We start from the raw sequence: 15,122 nt of genomic DNA on the forward strand, positions 1-15,122 counted from the left end.
CTGCCCGCAAATCCCTGCCCCGATTGCCCGGCAGCCTGCTGCCAGGGCGCGAACCGGACCGCAGGCGATCCGGGAATTTAGATCAGCCTCAGCCGTTCAGCTTCTTCGCCTTGCGGATCAGCATGTCGCGCTTCACCTTGCTCAGATGGTCGAAATACATCCTGCCATTCAGGTGGTCGATCTGGTGCTGGATCGAGGTCGCCTCGATCCCGACGAAATCCTTGCGGTCCACCGTACCCTGCTCATTGATGAAGCGGACGGTCACCGCACGCGGACGTTTGATCTTGGCGGAGACGCCGGGCAGGTTCGGGCTGGCCTCGTCATGCTCGCGCAGCTCAACAGAGGCGTGCAGGATCTCCGGGTTCGCCAGCTTCACCGCGCGGCCGCGCTCGGTGGAGCCGTCCACGACGGCCAGCCGCAGCATCACGCCGATCTGATTGGCCGCCAGACCCACGCCTGGCATCGCCTCCATCGTGTCGACCATGTCTTTCCAGATTTCGCGGATCTCGTCGGTGATCTCTGTCACTTCATCAGCCTTGGTGCGCAGGCGCTTGTCGGGCCAGGGCAGGCAGGTGCGGACGGTCATGTCTGGTGTTCCCTCAGGCGCGGGCGCGTTCGCGCTTCAGCTTCTGCATCTTGCGGGTGATCATCTGGCGCTTCAGCGGCTTCAGGTAATCGATGAACAGCTTGCCGTTCAGATGGTCGATCTCATGCTGCACGCAGGTCGCCCACAAGCCGTCAAAGGTTTCCCGCTGCGCCTTGCCGTCGCGGTCCATCCATTCGACCTCCACCACCTTGGGGCGGGTCACTTCGGCGTATTGATCCGGGATCGACAGGCAGCCTTCCTCATAGACGTTGGTTTCGTCCGAAGAAGAGATGATTTCGGGGTTGAACATCACCAGAGGGCGCGGGTCGCCATCCTCTTCCTTGACGCAATCCAGCACGATCAGCCGCTGCAGGATGCCGATCTGCGGCGCTGCCAGGCCAATGCCGGGCGCGGCATACATGGTTTCCAGCATATCATCCGCCAGCGCGCGCAACTCATCGCTCAAGTCCGGCACAGGCACGCAGACCTTTTTCAGGCGGGGATCGGGATGGATCAGGATCGGTCTTTTCATGTGCTTCATGTATGCGATCAGCAGCCCCATCGCAACGCCCCCCTTGCACGCGCCGCCGCAACGGTTAGCTTCGCTGCCAACGACACGGGAGTTCACCACATGAATTTTGACAAACCCACAGACCGCCGCGGCACCCACAGTTCGAAATGGGACAAGATGGAGCAGCTGTTCGGCGTCTCCCCCGAGGACGGTCTGGCGATGTGGACGGCGGACTCAGACTATGAGACCGCGCCCTGCGTGATCGAGGCGGTCAAACAAGCCGCAGAGCATGGCGTGTTCGGCTATTCCTGGCAGCACCCGGAGTATTTGAAGGCGGTGCAATGGTGGATGAAAAACCGCCACAGCTGGGACATCGAAACCGATTGGGTGCTGACCTCCCAAGGTCTGGGCAATGCCATTGCGCTCTGCCTGGATGTCTGGAGCGAACCGGGCGACGGCGTCGTCATCTTTTCGCCCGTCTACCATGAGTTCGCCCACAAGGTGAATAAATCCGGGCGCAAGGTGACCGAATGCCCGCTGGCGCGCGACGGCGACACCTACAATCTGGACCTGGACGATGCGCAATCGCGCCTGAACGGGACAGAGAAGCTGCTGCTGTGGTGCTCGCCGCAGAACCCCTCGGGCCGGGTCTGGACGCCGGAGGAGCTGCGCGCAGTGGCGGAATTCGCCAAGCGCAACGGGCTGATCCTGGTCGCGGATGAGATCCACCATGACCTGGTCTACCCGGGCAGCACCTTTGTGCCGATGGACGCCGCCGCGCCGGATGCGCGCCCCTGGACCGTCACCCTGACGGCGCCCTCCAAGACCTTCAACATCGCAGGCCAGCGCACCGGCAACATGATCATCCCGGACCCGGACCTGCGGGCGGCGATGCGGCACCGCCAGAACACGCTGGACTATGACCCCAGCGCGCTTGGCGTGGCGATGATCACTGCCGCCTATTCGCCCGAAGGCGCCGAATGGGTCGATGCCCAGATCGCCCATCTGGAGGGCAACCGGAAACTGTTTGACGAGACCGTGAACGCGCTGCCGGGGCTGAAGTCGCTGCCGTTGCAGTCGACGTATCTGGCCTGGGTCGATTTCTCCGGCACCGGCATGAGCCGCGAGGAATTCATCAAGCGGCTGCGCGAAGACGCCAAAATCGCCACCTCGCCCGGCGACGGCTTCGGCACCGGCGGCGAATTCATGGAGCGCTTCAACCTCGCCACTCAGCGGTCGCGGGTGGAGGACGCCTGCCGCCGCCTGACCGCTGCCTTCTCGGACCTGCAGTAACCATGAAGCGCCTGCTGCGCCTGCTGGCGCTGGTTGTCCTGACCGGCGCCGCCTGGATAGCCTGGCAGGCGTTTGCCCCCCGTCCCGCACCTCCGCCGCTATCCGCGGCGGTGGACCGTATCGACCGCATCCTGATCGAGAAATCCGCCCGCCGCCTCACCGCCAGCCGGGATGGAGAAACGGTGCTGGAGTTCCCCATCGCATTGGGCTTTGCGCCTGCAGGCGACAAACAGCAGGAAGGCGACGGCAAGACGCCGGAGGGCATCTTCCGGATCGACCGGCGCAACCCCAACAGCGCCTATCACCTGTCGCTGGGAATCAACTATCCGCAACCCGAGGACCGCGCCCGCGCCAAGGCCGCAGGGGTCAGCCCCGGCGGCGATATCTTCATTCACGGACAGCCCAATTCGGTGGGCAATGTGATCACTCTGCCCGGCGACTGGACCGCCGGCTGCATTGCTGTCAGCAATGAACAGATGCAAACGCTGTGGCGCCTTGCAGAGATCGGGACAGAAGTGGAGATCCGGCCCTAGGGCGCCGGATCAGATCTTGCCCTGCGACTGGTCGAAGGGGATCAGCCCCGCCGGCCCGTCCGGCGACTTGTAGAAATCCAGGGGCGCCTGATCCGCCGCCGGGGTGGAGCGCTTGAACTCATAGCGCATCTCGCCGCCCTCTTCCTCGCCGGCCACGATCAGGCATTGCGACACATGGCGGGCACCGTCGTAGATATCGACCAGCCCGCGCAGCATCGGCGCGGTTTCCGCTTCGACCGAGAAACCGGTCTTCCACAGCCGCAGCACCGGATACAGCTCATTATCCGCCATCACCCGCAAACGGCTCTTGCGCCGCATTCCCTGCAGGCGGGCGGTGTCCAGCGCTTCCTGCACGGCTTTGGGTACGTAGGTGTTCATATCAGCGGCCTTCCAAATGCTTGGGTCTACACGGGTCCTTCTTTCAACGGTGCGTCACAAATATATAAAATCAAGTGAACATTTTCGAAAATTTGACGGTCGCGCAATTTTGTTGCTCCTGTGCAGGTGTGCAGACAGCCTGCGCGCTGGCTTGCATAGGCGCACGCGCCTTGTCTGCATATGTTTGCCCTGCACAGAAGCAGGAGCAGACGCGATGGGCCTTTTGATCGGCGGAAATTGGCACGACCAGTGGTATGACACCGAATCCACCGGCGGCGCCTTCAAGCGGAGCGAATCGCAGTTCCGCAACTGGATCACCGCGGACGGCAGCGCAGGCCCGTCGGGCAAGGGCGGCTTCAAGGCGGAAAGCGGGCGCTACCACCTCTATGTGTCGCTGGCCTGCCCCTGGGCCCACCGCACGCTCATCTTCCGCCAGTTGAAAGGGCTGGAGGCTCACATCTCCGTCTCCGTCGTGCACCCGGACATGCTGGGGGAGGGCTGGACGTTCGAAACAGACGAGCACGGCGCCACCGGCGACAGCCTGTTCGGCAGCTCGCATATGCATCAGGTCTATACCCGCGCGGATGCGGAATATACCGGCCGGGTGACGGTACCGGTGCTGTGGGACAAGGCGCAGAACACCATCGTCTCCAACGAAAGCGCCGAGATCATCCGCATGTTCAACTCGGCCTTCGACGGGATCACCGGCAACAGCGATGATTACTGGCCCGAAGAGCTGCGCGAGCCGATCGAGGCGGTGAACGCCCGCATCTACAGCACCATCAACAACGGCGTCTACAAATGCGGGTTTGCTACCTCGCAGGAGGCGTACGACGCTGCGGTAGAGCCGCTGTTCGAAAGCCTGGACTGGCTGGAGGACCTGCTGTCGCAGCACCGCTACCTGCTGGGCGAGCGCATTACCGAGGCCGACTGGCGTCTGTTCACCACCCTGCTGCGCTTCGATCCGGTCTATCACACCCATTTCAAATGCAACCGCAAGCGGCTGATGGACTACCCGAACCTCTGGGCCTACACCCGCGAGCTGTACCAGTGGCCAGGGGTGGCCGGCACTGTGGGGATGCAGCATATCGTGCGCCACTACCACTACAGCCACGACACCATCAATCCGCACCGGATCATCCCGATCAACCCGGAGATCAACTGGCAAGAGCCGCACGGGCGCGGCTGACGCCGCACCGCGGCGTTGCCCCGCCGTAAATAGGGAGTTCACGCCCCGCGCAGCATAGGTTAATACGCGCAGTGCCTCAGACGGCATCCGGCCCGGGCCGGAATGAACTCTCACCGGTGGCGACCGCGATGCATGACCTCTCTCACGACCCCGCAGCCCAGCCCCGCGATCATGGCGGCAACCTGAGCGCCGCCATCGCCGAATTCGGCGGCGGCCGCGACGGCTGGATGGACCTGTCCACCGGCATCAACCCGCACCCCTACACTCTGCCGGAGTTCTCCGCCGGCGACTGGGGCGCGCTGCCGGATGCGGACGCGCTGGCGGATCTGGAACAAGCCGCCCGCAGCTTCTGGAACATCCCGGATCAGGCTGCGGTTCTGGCGGCGCCCGGCGCCTCGGCCCTGATTGCCGCATTGCCCGCCCTGGCCGAACCGCGCTGGGTGCAGATCACCAAACCCACTTACAATGAACACGCCGCCGCCTTCGAGGCCCGCGGCTGGATCGTCAGGGTGCATGGGCCGGCAGAAGCCAAGGTTGCGGTGCACCCCAACAACCCGGATGGCCGCATGTGGCGCGAGGATGAGCTGCAGGCGCCTCTGACAGTCATCGACGAGAGCTTCTGCGATGTCTGCCCCGGTCAAAGCCTGATCCGCATGGCCGCCCGTCCCGGCGTGGTGGTACTGAAGAGCTTTGGCAAGTTCTGGGGCCTCGCCGGGCTGCGGCTGGGCTTTGCCATCGGCGACCCCAAGCTGATTGCGCAGCTGTCCACCTGGCAGGGCCCCTGGGCGGTGTCCGGCCCGGCCCTGCGCACAGGCGCGCTTGCCTTGCAGGATCACGCCTGGGCAGAGGCAGCCCGCACCCGGCTGCATCAGGATGCGGTCCGGCTGGATGAGCTGGTGCTTGCCAAGGGCGCCAGCCTGGCAGGCGGCACCGATCTGTTCCGGCTCTACAATGTGGATGACGCCGAAGCCTGGCAGCGGAAACTGGCCCGCGCCCATATCTGGAGCCGCATCTTTCCCTACTCTAAAACCTACCTGCGTCTTGGCCTGCCGCCCGCGGACGGCTGGGACCGGCTGGAGGCCGCGCTATGACCACTGCCGGAATGCTCGCCGTTGCCCTGCTGCTGGACGCTGTCCTGGGGGAGCCGAAATGGCTGTGGTCGCGCCTGACCCACCCGGCAGTGCTGATGGGAAAGCTGGTCGGCTTTCTGGACCGCAAGCTCAACACCGGCTCCAGCCGCCGCATCAATGGCGTGCTGGCAGCATCGGCGCTGGTTCTGGCCGGCTTCTTCGCTGGCAAACTTCTGGCCCTGCCCGGCACCCTGGTGGAAATCCTGGTGGCGGCAATCCTGATCGCCCAGCGGTCCCTGACCGAACATGTCGCCGCGGTTGCCAAGGGTCTGCGCAGCAGCCTGGAGGAAGGCCGCGAGGCCGTGGCAATGATCGTCAGCCGCGACACCGGCGCGATGACCGCACCGCAGGCCGCGCGTTCCGCCATCGAAAGCGGCGCCGAGAACCTGTCGGACGGGGTCATTGCACCTGCCTTCTGGTTCCTCATCGCCGGGCTACCGGGGCTGATCATTTACAAGATGGTCAACACCGCCGATAGCATGATCGGCTACCGCAACGACCGTTATGAAGACTTCGGCTGGGCCTCTGCCCGTCTGGACGATCTGCTGAACCTGATCCCGGCCCGGCTGACCGGCCTGCTGATCGCGGCGGCCGGCGGCCAGCTGCGCCACTGGCGCGCCATCGCCGGGGATGCCCGCAAGCACCGCTCGCCCAATGCCGGCTGGCCGGAGGCTGCAATGGCGCGGGCGCTGGACACCTCCTTGGCCGGACCGCGGTCTTATGACGGCGAGTTGCGCGATTTCGCCTGGGTCCACGCACAGGGCACCAAAAGCGCCAGCGCCGAAACCATCACCCGTTCCGTTACGCTCCTTTGGCAGGCCTGGGCGCTTGCGCTGGCCCTGACGGTTGCCATTGCCGCGGTTTTCTAGCACATAAGACCCTGTGGGAGCGGTAAGACCAAGGAGCGCCAGAACCATGCGCCTTTTGCCCTTTGTCCTCGCAGCGGCCCTGCTGCCTGCGGCAGCATCAGCCCAATGCGGCGGCGGTTTTCAGAACTTCGTGAAACTGATGAAGGACGAGGCCGTTCAGGCCGGCTATGACACCGCCACGGTCAATGCGTTCTTTGTCGGCACCCGCCAGGATTCCCGCGTGCTCAAGGCCGACCGCGGCCAGGGCGTGTTCCAGAAGCCCTTCATCGACTTCTCCCGCCGCCTGATCTCGCAGAACCGGCTGAAACTCGGCCGTCAGATGGCGCAGAAGCACGACGCCACCTTCCAGCGGATCGAGAGCACCTATGGCATCGACCGCGGCGTTCTGCTGGCCTTCTGGGCGTTTGAGACCGACTACGGCGGCTATCAGGGCGACTTCAACACCCGCGACGCGCTGGTCACCCTGGCGCATGACTGCCGCCGCCCGGAACTGTTCCGGCCGCAGGTGTTTTCCGCGCTGGAGCTGTTCAAACAGGGTAATTTCGACCCCAAACACACCACCGGCGCCTGGGCGGGCGAGATCGGCATGGTGCAGATGCTGCCCGGCGATATCCTGCAGCACGGCGTCGATGCCGATGGCGACGGCAAGGTCAGCCTGAAGACCTCCGCCCCTGACGCGCTGATGTCCGGCGCGCGGATGCTGTCGCACATGGGATGGCAGCCGGGCCAGCCATGGCTGCAAGAGGTCACCATCCCCGAAGGCCTGGACCTGTCCAATAGCGGCACGGCGCACAAGAAATCCGTGGCCCAGTGGCGCAAGCTGGGCGTTGCCGCGCGCGATGGCAATCTGCCGGAGCCTTCCTTGCGCGCGTCGCTGCTGCTGCCGCAAGGCCACAAGGGGCCGGCCTTCCTCGCCTATCCGAACTTCGACGTCTATTTCGAGTGGAACCAGAGCTTCACCTATGTGCTGACGGCGGCGTATTTCGCCAACCGGCTGCAAGGCGCTGACGTCTATGAGGCCGGCAAACCCGACAGCGGGCTGAACGGCGCCCAGATGAAGCAGCTGCAGCAGAAACTGCAGGCCCGCGGCCACAATGTCGGCGACATCGACGGCATTCTCGGCGCCCGAACCCGGGTAGCGGTTCAGAAAGAGCAGAAACGCCTCGGCCTGCCCGCAGACGCCTGGCCGACGCCAGCACTGCTCAAGAAGCTTTAACGCACCGGGAACCTCTCGCCCTTTTCGGTAATCAGAATGATCCGGCTGCCGTTGCGGACAAACAGGTCGCAGCGCCCGAACCCATTTGTGAAATCCACACAGATGCTGCCGTCATCGGCAATCCGGTAGGTGCCCCAGGCGGTGCCGCCGCCGTTTTCGGCGGAGTAGGTATAGGCATAGGCGCCATCGCTGCCGTATTGCGACTCGCCGCCGTCAAAAAAGCGGAAGGCCCGGCCCGGCAGCGCCTCCAGTTCCGCTTGCGCAAAGGGCGTGTCGCCGGGACGCAGCTGCCAGCTGTCCGCCGCGGCACCGCCTGCGATCAGGCAAAGGAAAAGGGGCATGATCCATCTCATGCCCCCACCCTAGCGTTTGATCTTGCGGCCCGGAGTCACGTTCCGGTGACAGGCCGGGTTACCAGTCGATGAATTCCTCGAAGTCCTGCACCGCGCGGTTCCAGATCCCCACCGCATCGGCAAAATCATCCGGGCTCATGCCCTTGTTGCCCAGCAGCACATCCATCTCGATCCGGGCAGAACCTTCCGCAGAGACATAGGCGCGGGCGAAACGGTTGTTGGTGTTCCATTCGTTGATCTTGGACAAGCGCACGCTGCCGTCGGTCTGATAGCCGGAGAAGAACTGGATCGCCTCACAGTTGGTGTTGTTGTCGCAGCCGTAATAGTAAACCGAGAAATCATTGCCGTAGTATTCGACCTTCAGGTTCGGGTCGCCGACGCTGTCGGTGGTCACCTCAACATTGGCGCCCTCATCCTTGAAGAAATTGGCGACGCTGTCGCCGGTCTTGGCAACCACGTTTTCCGCCATCGCGGCAGCAGGCACCATCAGCGCCGCAGCGGCGGCAAAGGTCTTGAGCATATTCATCTGTCACTCCACAAAACTTTGTCTTTGCAAACAGCCTCCGGCACAGATCCCCGCCGCACCGGAACTCAAGCCACCATCGCCTCTGCTTTCTTGAGGTCAACCGAAACCAGCTGGCTGACGCCCTTTTCCTGCATAGTGACACCAAAAAGCCGGTCCATCCGCGCCATTGTCACCGCGTGGTGGGTGATGATCAGGAAACGGGTGTCGGTCTGGCGGCACATCTCGTCCAGCAGATCGCAGAAACGGGTGACGTTGGCGTCATCCAGCGGCGCGTCGACCTCGTCCAGCACACAGATCGGCGCCGGGTTCGACAGGAACACCGCAAAGATCAGCGCCATCGCGGTCAGCGTCTGCTCGCCGCCGGAGAGCAGCGACAGGGTCGACAGCTTCTTGCCCGGCGGCTGGCACATGATCTCAAGGCCCGCATCCAGCGGGTCGTCGCTCTCAACCATCACGAGGTTGGCCTCGCCGCCGCCGAACAGATGGGTGAATAGCATGGCAAAGCTGTTGTTCACCTGCTCGAACGCGGTCAGCAGCCGCTCGCGGCCCTCGCGGTTGAGGCTGGAAATCCCATCGCGCAGGGTCTTCACCGCGCCTTCCAGGTCCAGCTTTTCAGCCACCAGCGTGTCGTGCTCGTTCTGCACGCCGCGGGCGTCTTCCTCGGCGCGCAGGTTGACCGCGCCCAGGGCATCGCGCTGCCGCTTGTAGCGGTCCACGTCGTGCTCCAGATCATCCGAGGCAGGCATTTCGTCCGGTGACACGCCCAGTTTTTCCAGCAGCGCCTGCGGAGTGATCTGCTGCGCCTCAATGATCCGGCCCGCGGCCTGGGTCACCGCCTCCTTGGCCGCGTCGCTGCGTGCCTCGGACCGGGCCCGCGCTTCGCGCGCCTCGGAGGCCAGCCGCTCGCATTCACGCTCCTTGTGGACCGCCTCGCGCAGTTCGGCCTCAGCGGCGATCAGTGCTTCGGTGGCTGCGGACTTACGCGCTTCGGCCTCGGAGATCGCCTCGTTCAGCTCTTCCCGCTTCTCAGCGATTTCCGCCGGAACCGCGTTGGCCTCTTCCAGCTCCTCCTGCGAGGCTTCACGGCGCTCCGCCAGTTCCTCGATCCGCGCCTCGGCGCTTTCCAGACGATGCCGCCAGCCGGACAGCTCTTTGGTCACCTCCTGCCCGCGCTTAGTGCGGGCCTCGCCCTCACGGCGCAGCTCGTCATGGCTCGAGCGGTGGGTCAGCATGGTGATCCGTGCCGCCTCGACCGATTGCTTGATGTCCTCGACCGCGGTGCGGGCCTGGTCCAAATCACCAAGTTCCCCCAGCGCCTTTTCAGCCTCTTTCAGCTGCAGGCTGGCATTCAGCGCGTCTTCCTCGTGGCGCGACACCGCAATGCCCAGGGTCTCCAGCTTGCCCTCGGCCAGATTGCGGTCGGCCTCGGCCCGGCTGAGGGCACGGGCGGCATCGGCCACCCGCTGATCCGCCACCCGCCGCGCCTGCCGGGCGTTTTGGTCGGCCAGCGTCACCTCTTCCAGCCTTTGCAGCAGCATCTCATGCGCAGCCCGGGCGCCATCAGCCGTGGCGCTGACACGCTCCATCTCCTGCTTCAGCGCTTCCAGCTTATTGAGCTGCTCCAGACGCAGGGCTGCGGCACTCGGCGCATCTTCGGCCCAGGCGCGGTAGCCGTCCCAGCGCCACAAGTCGCCTTCCAGCGTCACCAACCGCTGGCCCGGCAGCAGCTGCGCCTGCAGGCCCGCTGCTGCATCGCCATCCACCAGGCCGATCTGCGCCACCCGGCGCGACAGGGCCTCAGGGCCGGAGACGAACAGCGCCAAGGGCTGCGCACCCTCTGGCAGTGCCGCGTCACGGTCATAGCCCGGCAGAGACAGCCAGCCGGTCGGCCCGTCCGCATCCGCCAGCGGCGCGCGCAGGTCATCCGCCAGCGCCGCGCCCAGGGCCTTCTCATAGCCGGGCGAGACAGTCAGCTCATCCAGCACCTGACCGCCCTCGGCAGTGTCGCGCTCCACCAGTTTGGCCAGCGCGGTCACTTCAGCGCGCAACGCACCCAGCTCGCCCTCAGCTTCAGAGCGCTGCGAGCGCGCCTCGGCCTCACGGGCTTGGGTCTCGGTCCGCGCCTCATCCGCCGCTTCCAGCGCTTCCTCCGCCATCTCAGAGGCTTCACGCGCCTCCTCCTCAGCCGTGACTGCCGCCTCAAACTTCTCCGCCGCCAGTTCCAGCGCCTCCTGCGCCTCGCCCTGGGCCGCGCGGGCTTTCTCAGCTTCGCCCTCAGAACGGCCCAACGCACGCTGGCAGTCCTCGACCGCGCGCCGCGCCGACTGGTGACGGGCCGCCAGACGGGCCACATCCTCAGTCACCTGCGCCAGGTGATCCTCGCGCGCCTGCAGGATCGAGCCCGCGTCGCGCGCCAGTTCCGCGGCCTCGGCCAGCTTGCCGTCATGGCCATCACCGGCCTTGGACAGCTCCCGCTGTTCCCACTCCAGCCGCTCGATGGTCTCGCCCGCGTCCTTGTTCAGGCCCGCCTCACGCTCGATATCATTGCCCAGCTGCACAATCCGGCTGCTGAGCCGCTCGATGGTCTGGCGCGCTTGCGCCTCCTGGTCGCCCAGCGAGTCGCGCTGCACCACCAGCCGCTGCAGGATGGCCGCCGCAATGGCCTCTTCCTCGCGGAGGGGCGGCAGTTTTTCCTCAAACGTGCTGCGCTGCGCGGCGGCGGCACGCACCAGCGCCTCCGCCTTGGCAGCCTGCTCGACCCGCACCCGCAGCTCATCCTCTGAGGCCAGCCGCGCCTCATCCGCCTCGCGCCAGCGCCGGTACAGCAGCATGCCTTCGGCCAGCCGCAGCTTCTCACCGATCTCGCGGTAGCGCTGCGCCTGCCGCGCCTGCTTGGCCAGCTGCGCCAGCTGCGCCGCCAGCTGCTCGATCACGTCGTCGACGCGCAGCAGGTTGGCCTCGGTGTTCTTCAGCTTCAGCTCAGCCTCGTGACGGCGCTGATAAAGGCCGGAGATCCCCGCCGCCTCTTCCAGAATGCGGCGGCGCGCCTTGGGCTTGGCGTTGATCAGCTCCGCGATCTGCCCCTGCCGCACCAGCGCCGGCGAATGCGCACCGGTGGAGGCATCGGCAAACAGCATCTGCACATCGCGCGCCCGCACGTCCTTGCCATTGGATTTATAGGCACTTCCCACATCGCGGGTGATGCGGCGCACGATCTCCAGCCCGTCGGCATCATTGAACCCCGAAGGCGCCAGCCGCTCCGAGTTGTCGATGTTGAGGCTCACCTCGGCAAAGTTGCGCGCGGGCCGCGACGAGGTGCCGGCAAAGATCACATCCTCCATGCCGCCGCCGCGCATCGCCTTGGCGCGGGTTTCCCCCATCACCCAGCGCAATGCCTCGAGAAGATTGGATTTGCCGCAACCGTTTGGACCCACAACCCCTGTCAGCCCATCGGCAATGACCAGTTCGGTAGGATCAACAAAGCTTTTGAAGCCGTTCAGCCTGAGCTTGGAAAACCGCAAAGCTGCCCCTTCGTGATTCCGTATCGAGAAAGTTCAGCGGTTCCTACCCGTTGAGTCAACGCTCCGCACCCCCAAATCGGGGCGAATTTCCGGCAAATCACACCATATCTTGTGGATAACCCGAAGGTTCAAGCGGTCTTTTGCTCAACCCGGCGTTTTCCGCCCTCAGGCGGAACCGAGCAGCCGTCCCAGCCGGGCAATCCCTTCCTCAATGGCTGCATGGTTGGAGTTTGAGAAGCTCAGCCGGATCGTGTTGCCCCCGCTGCCATCGGCAAAAAACGCCTTACCGGGGACAAAGGCAACCCGCTCTGTCTCCAGCGACCGGGCCAGCAGCTGCGCACCGTCCAACTCTTCCGGCAGGGTCACCCAGATGAACATGCCGCCCTCCGGCCGGGTCCAGTCCACGCCCTCCGGCATGTGTTCCTCCAGGGCCGACAGCATCACGTCCCGGCGGCGCTGATAGACCGCGCGCAGCTGCTCCACGTGATCATCGAAACAGGCTTCTGCAACGCCATGCACCGCCATTTGATTTATCGACGAGGTATGCAGGTCTGCCGCCTGTTTCAGCAGCACCATCTGCGAGATCACCGGTTTGGCCGCCACCGCCCAGCCGATCCGCACCCCCGGTGCCAGCGTCTTGCTGAAGGTGCCGCAATAGATCGTCCGGCAGTCCTCGATCGTGCCCTTCTGTTCAATCTCCAGCGCCAGCACCGGCGGCACCGGCGCCCCGTCATAGCGCAGCGACTGATAGGCCGCGTCTTCGATGACCGCACAGTCCAGCGCGTCCGCGATGTCCAGCAGCCGCAACCGCCCTGCGCGGTCCAGCGTCTCTCCGGTCGGGTTGGCAAAGTCCGGCGACAGATAGGCGAACTTCACCGCACTGCCCGCCTCTGCAGCGCCCTCGGCGTAGCTTTCCGCGGTGCGGTTCCCGTTCAGCGACAGCCGGTCATAGCGCGGCTCATAAGCGTTGAAGGCCGCCAGCGCCCCGAGGTAGGTCGGCCAGCCGACCAGCGCGGTGTCGCCCGGCGACAGGAACAGTTTGCCCAGGTAATCCAGCGCCTGCTGCGAACCAGAGGTGATCAGCACGTTCTCCGCCTCACAGGCAATACCGATCTTCGCCATCTCCGCCACGATCCACTGGCGCAGCGGCAGATAGCCCTCGCTCACCGAATACTGCAGCGCCTGCGCCTGCCGCTCCGGTCTCAGCGCCGCCTTGAAAGCATCGGCAAACTCGTCGGCCGGGAACAGCGCCGGATCCGGAATTCCGCCGGCAAAGGAGATGATATCCGGCTGGTCCAGCAGCTTCAGCAGCTCGCGGATTTCCGACGCCTTCATCCGGCTGTTGCGGGTGGCAAAGATCTGGTCCAGTTGCATGGCTCTCTCCTCGCTGAACATCTAGGACCACGGTAGGAAGCTCCAAATTAAAGTCAACAATGCTGACCTATTGTTACAGCCTTCGTGATGCGGTCCGCTCTTGCAGCTACCCGCCCTGCGTGGTCATATAAATTGACCAATCCGCCAGAGCGACCAGATGCCCTTCCAGAAAGTCCAGCCCGAGAAACTCTCCGCCTCCGTCGTCAAGCAGATCGAGCAGCTGATCCTGCGCGGCATTCTTTCGCCGGGCGAACGGCTGCCCGCCGAACGGGAACTGGCTGAGCGGCTCGGCGTTTCCCGCCCCTCCTTGCGCGACGCCATTGGCGAACTGCAGGCCCGTGGGCTGCTGGCCTCCAAGGCCGGTTCCGGCGTGTTTGTGGCAGATGTTCTGGGCTCCGCTTTCTCCCCCGCCCTGATCCAGCTGTTCGCCACCCATGACGAGGCGGTGTTCGACTACCTCAACTTCCGCCGCGACATGGAGGGGCTGGCAGCAGAACGCGCCGCCCGGTTCGGGTCGGACTATGACCTGCAGGTGATCCAGGCGATCTTCGACAAGATGGAGGCAGCCGGCAATCCTGCCGTGTCCGAGGAAGCGGCCAAGCTCGACGCCCAGTTCCACTCCGCCATCATGGACGCCAGCCACAACGTGATCATGCTGCACATGATGCGCTCGATGTTTGATCTGCTGCGCGAAGGTGTGTTCTACAACCGCCGCATCATGTTCCAGCAGCACACCACCTATGAGGCACTCCTAGAGCAGCACCGCGCCATCAACGCCGCTCTGCAGGCCCGCGACCCGCAGGCCGCCCGCACCGCGGTGGAGGCGCACCTGGACTATGTCAAACAGGCCCTCACCGACCACCAGCGCGCCGAGCGCAACGCAGAGGTGGCAAAGCAGCGGCTGGAGCATGAGACCGGGAAGGGGTGAAACCGAGGGTAGCAATTACCCAACGCGTTAAGACGAAGATTAACTAACCTCGCATCTATCCCAAAGTGCTTGATCTCGTTGCCCGATCATTGCGCCGTAAACCATCTCGTCCAGACACTGAACTTTGTAGTTCTCTCTCAGAAACTCAGCATTCATGATGAGTACTCTTTTGCGCTCAACGTAAAACGGAACAGGGTGCAGCCGCATGCTTAGGCTGACTCCTGAAAACTCTGTCGTGTGACTTGGCAGGTTTCTCGCGGTTTTTTCCGTCTCGATCCCCAACTGCAAAGCTACTTCGACGTTTGTAATCTCTGCGAAGTCATCCAGAAGCAGTACCCAAATATCTACATCTTCAAAACTCTGCGGCTCCCGTACTGCCAGTTGCCCCTGTGTATCGGACATCGTTTGCGAAAACAGCGGAGGATTTGAATAGTATTCACCACCTTGCCAAAACACGAAAGTCGATGGGTTTAGTTTACGTTCCCAAATCGCCAAGCTGTTGAACTTCATAGATCCAAGGGCAAACAAAAATGTTGCTAGCAAAACTAGCAGATAAGCCCCCAAGATCCGCACTGCCCAAAATCGGAAATGTTTCATCTCAAAAAAACCGTGTTGAAAATTGCTTCACTTAGCATGTGCTGGGTTTGAATTTTCCCGCGCCAGTAATCCACTAAATTCGGCTCCAAGCAAGTTGGCGCGGATAGGTTTGTACCCG

At 64.0% G+C, this 15,122-nt stretch carries 15 protein-coding genes; 7 read left to right on the forward strand and 8 right to left on the reverse strand.

Going from position 1 to position 15,122, the window contains the following annotated elements:
* Window positions 1–88: 88 nt before the first annotated feature.
* Together def (AB1A62_RS07485) and def (AB1A62_RS07490) are read right to left on the reverse strand one after the other, a co-directional pair.
* Window positions 89–586: a peptide deformylase gene (gene def / locus AB1A62_RS07485; protein ID WP_366660892.1), complete on the reverse strand. Its 498-nt coding sequence runs from the start codon at window positions 584–586 to the stop codon at window positions 89–91.
* Window positions 587–599: 13 nt separating this feature from the next.
* The gene (gene def, locus AB1A62_RS07490; RefSeq protein WP_366660893.1) at window positions 600–1,118 is read right to left on the reverse strand and encodes a peptide deformylase; all 519 of its coding nucleotides are present in this window, start codon (window positions 1,116–1,118) and stop codon (window positions 600–602) included.
* Between the two features lie 99 nt (window positions 1,119–1,217).
* Here def (AB1A62_RS07490) and AB1A62_RS07495 point away from each other — a divergent pair, with 99 nt between their 5' ends.
* Window positions 1,218–2,390, forward strand: a complete 1,173-nt coding sequence (locus AB1A62_RS07495) for a MalY/PatB family protein (RefSeq protein ID WP_366660894.1) — start codon at window positions 1,218–1,220, stop codon at window positions 2,388–2,390.
* A gap of 2 nt (window positions 2,391–2,392) precedes the next feature.
* Window positions 2,393–2,923: a L,D-transpeptidase family protein gene (locus AB1A62_RS07500; RefSeq protein ID WP_366660895.1), complete on the forward strand. Its 531-nt coding sequence runs from the start codon at window positions 2,393–2,395 to the stop codon at window positions 2,921–2,923.
* Window positions 2,924–2,932: 9 nt separating this feature from the next.
* On the opposite strand, the gene AB1A62_RS07505 is transcribed toward AB1A62_RS07500, so the two are convergent.
* The gene (locus AB1A62_RS07505) at window positions 2,933–3,301 is read right to left on the reverse strand and encodes a hypothetical protein (protein WP_366660896.1); all 369 of its coding nucleotides are present in this window, start codon (window positions 3,299–3,301) and stop codon (window positions 2,933–2,935) included.
* Window positions 3,302–3,515: 214 nt separating this feature from the next.
* Here AB1A62_RS07505 and AB1A62_RS07510 point away from each other — a divergent pair, with 214 nt between their 5' ends.
* The 4 genes from AB1A62_RS07510 (at window position 3,516) to AB1A62_RS07525 (ending at window position 7,705) form a co-directional block, all read left to right on the forward strand.
* Window positions 3,516–4,490, forward strand: coding sequence for a glutathione S-transferase family protein (locus AB1A62_RS07510; protein ID WP_366660897.1), 975 nt, complete (start codon window positions 3,516–3,518; stop codon window positions 4,488–4,490).
* 128 nt (window positions 4,491–4,618) lie between these two features.
* Window positions 4,619–5,581, forward strand: coding sequence for a threonine-phosphate decarboxylase (locus AB1A62_RS07515; RefSeq protein WP_366660898.1), 963 nt, complete (start codon window positions 4,619–4,621; stop codon window positions 5,579–5,581).
* A complete protein-coding gene (gene cbiB, locus AB1A62_RS07520) occupies window positions 5,578–6,489 on the forward strand; it encodes an adenosylcobinamide-phosphate synthase CbiB (protein ID WP_366660899.1) in 912 nt (303 codons plus the stop codon). Before AB1A62_RS07515 ends, cbiB begins: the two co-directional genes overlap by 4 nt.
* Before the next feature lie 46 nt (window positions 6,490–6,535).
* Entirely contained in the window at window positions 6,536–7,705 is a 1,170-nt protein-coding gene (locus tag AB1A62_RS07525; RefSeq protein WP_366660900.1) for a lytic murein transglycosylase, read from the forward strand.
* On the opposite strand, the gene AB1A62_RS07530 is transcribed toward AB1A62_RS07525, so the two are convergent.
* The 4 genes from AB1A62_RS07530 to AB1A62_RS07545 all read right to left on the reverse strand — a co-directional run bounded on the left by AB1A62_RS07530 (window position 7,702) and on the right by AB1A62_RS07545 (window position 13,479).
* Entirely contained in the window at window positions 7,702–8,046 is a 345-nt protein-coding gene (locus AB1A62_RS07530) for a hypothetical protein (RefSeq protein WP_366660901.1), read from the reverse strand. The genes AB1A62_RS07525 and AB1A62_RS07530 overlap by 4 nt on opposite strands.
* Window positions 8,047–8,116: 70 nt before the next feature.
* Window positions 8,117–8,584: a YbjN domain-containing protein gene (locus AB1A62_RS07535; protein WP_366660902.1), complete on the reverse strand. Its 468-nt coding sequence runs from the start codon at window positions 8,582–8,584 to the stop codon at window positions 8,117–8,119.
* Between the two features lie 65 nt (window positions 8,585–8,649).
* Window positions 8,650–12,105 carry an AAA family ATPase gene (locus tag AB1A62_RS07540; protein WP_366660903.1) on the reverse strand — a complete coding sequence of 1,152 codons (3,456 nt, stop codon included), beginning with the start codon at window positions 12,103–12,105 and terminating at the stop codon, window positions 8,650–8,652.
* Between the two features lie 165 nt (window positions 12,106–12,270).
* The gene (locus AB1A62_RS07545; protein ID WP_366660904.1) at window positions 12,271–13,479 is read right to left on the reverse strand and encodes a PLP-dependent aminotransferase family protein; all 1,209 of its coding nucleotides are present in this window, start codon (window positions 13,477–13,479) and stop codon (window positions 12,271–12,273) included.
* Window positions 13,480–13,636: 157 nt separating this feature from the next.
* On the opposite strand from AB1A62_RS07545, the gene AB1A62_RS07550 reads away from it, so the two are divergent.
* The gene (locus tag AB1A62_RS07550) at window positions 13,637–14,407 is read left to right on the forward strand and encodes an FCD domain-containing protein (protein ID WP_366660905.1); all 771 of its coding nucleotides are present in this window, start codon (window positions 13,637–13,639) and stop codon (window positions 14,405–14,407) included.
* A gap of 39 nt (window positions 14,408–14,446) precedes the next feature.
* On the opposite strand, the gene AB1A62_RS07555 is transcribed toward AB1A62_RS07550, so the two are convergent.
* Window positions 14,447–15,004, reverse strand: a complete 558-nt coding sequence (locus AB1A62_RS07555; RefSeq protein ID WP_366660906.1) for a hypothetical protein — start codon at window positions 15,002–15,004, stop codon at window positions 14,447–14,449.
* Window positions 15,005–15,122: the final 118 nt, after the last annotated feature.

Origin of the sequence: Leisingera sp. JC11, assembly GCF_040704725.1 — a bacterium.
Classification (GTDB): domain Bacteria; phylum Pseudomonadota; class Alphaproteobacteria; order Rhodobacterales; family Rhodobacteraceae; genus Leisingera.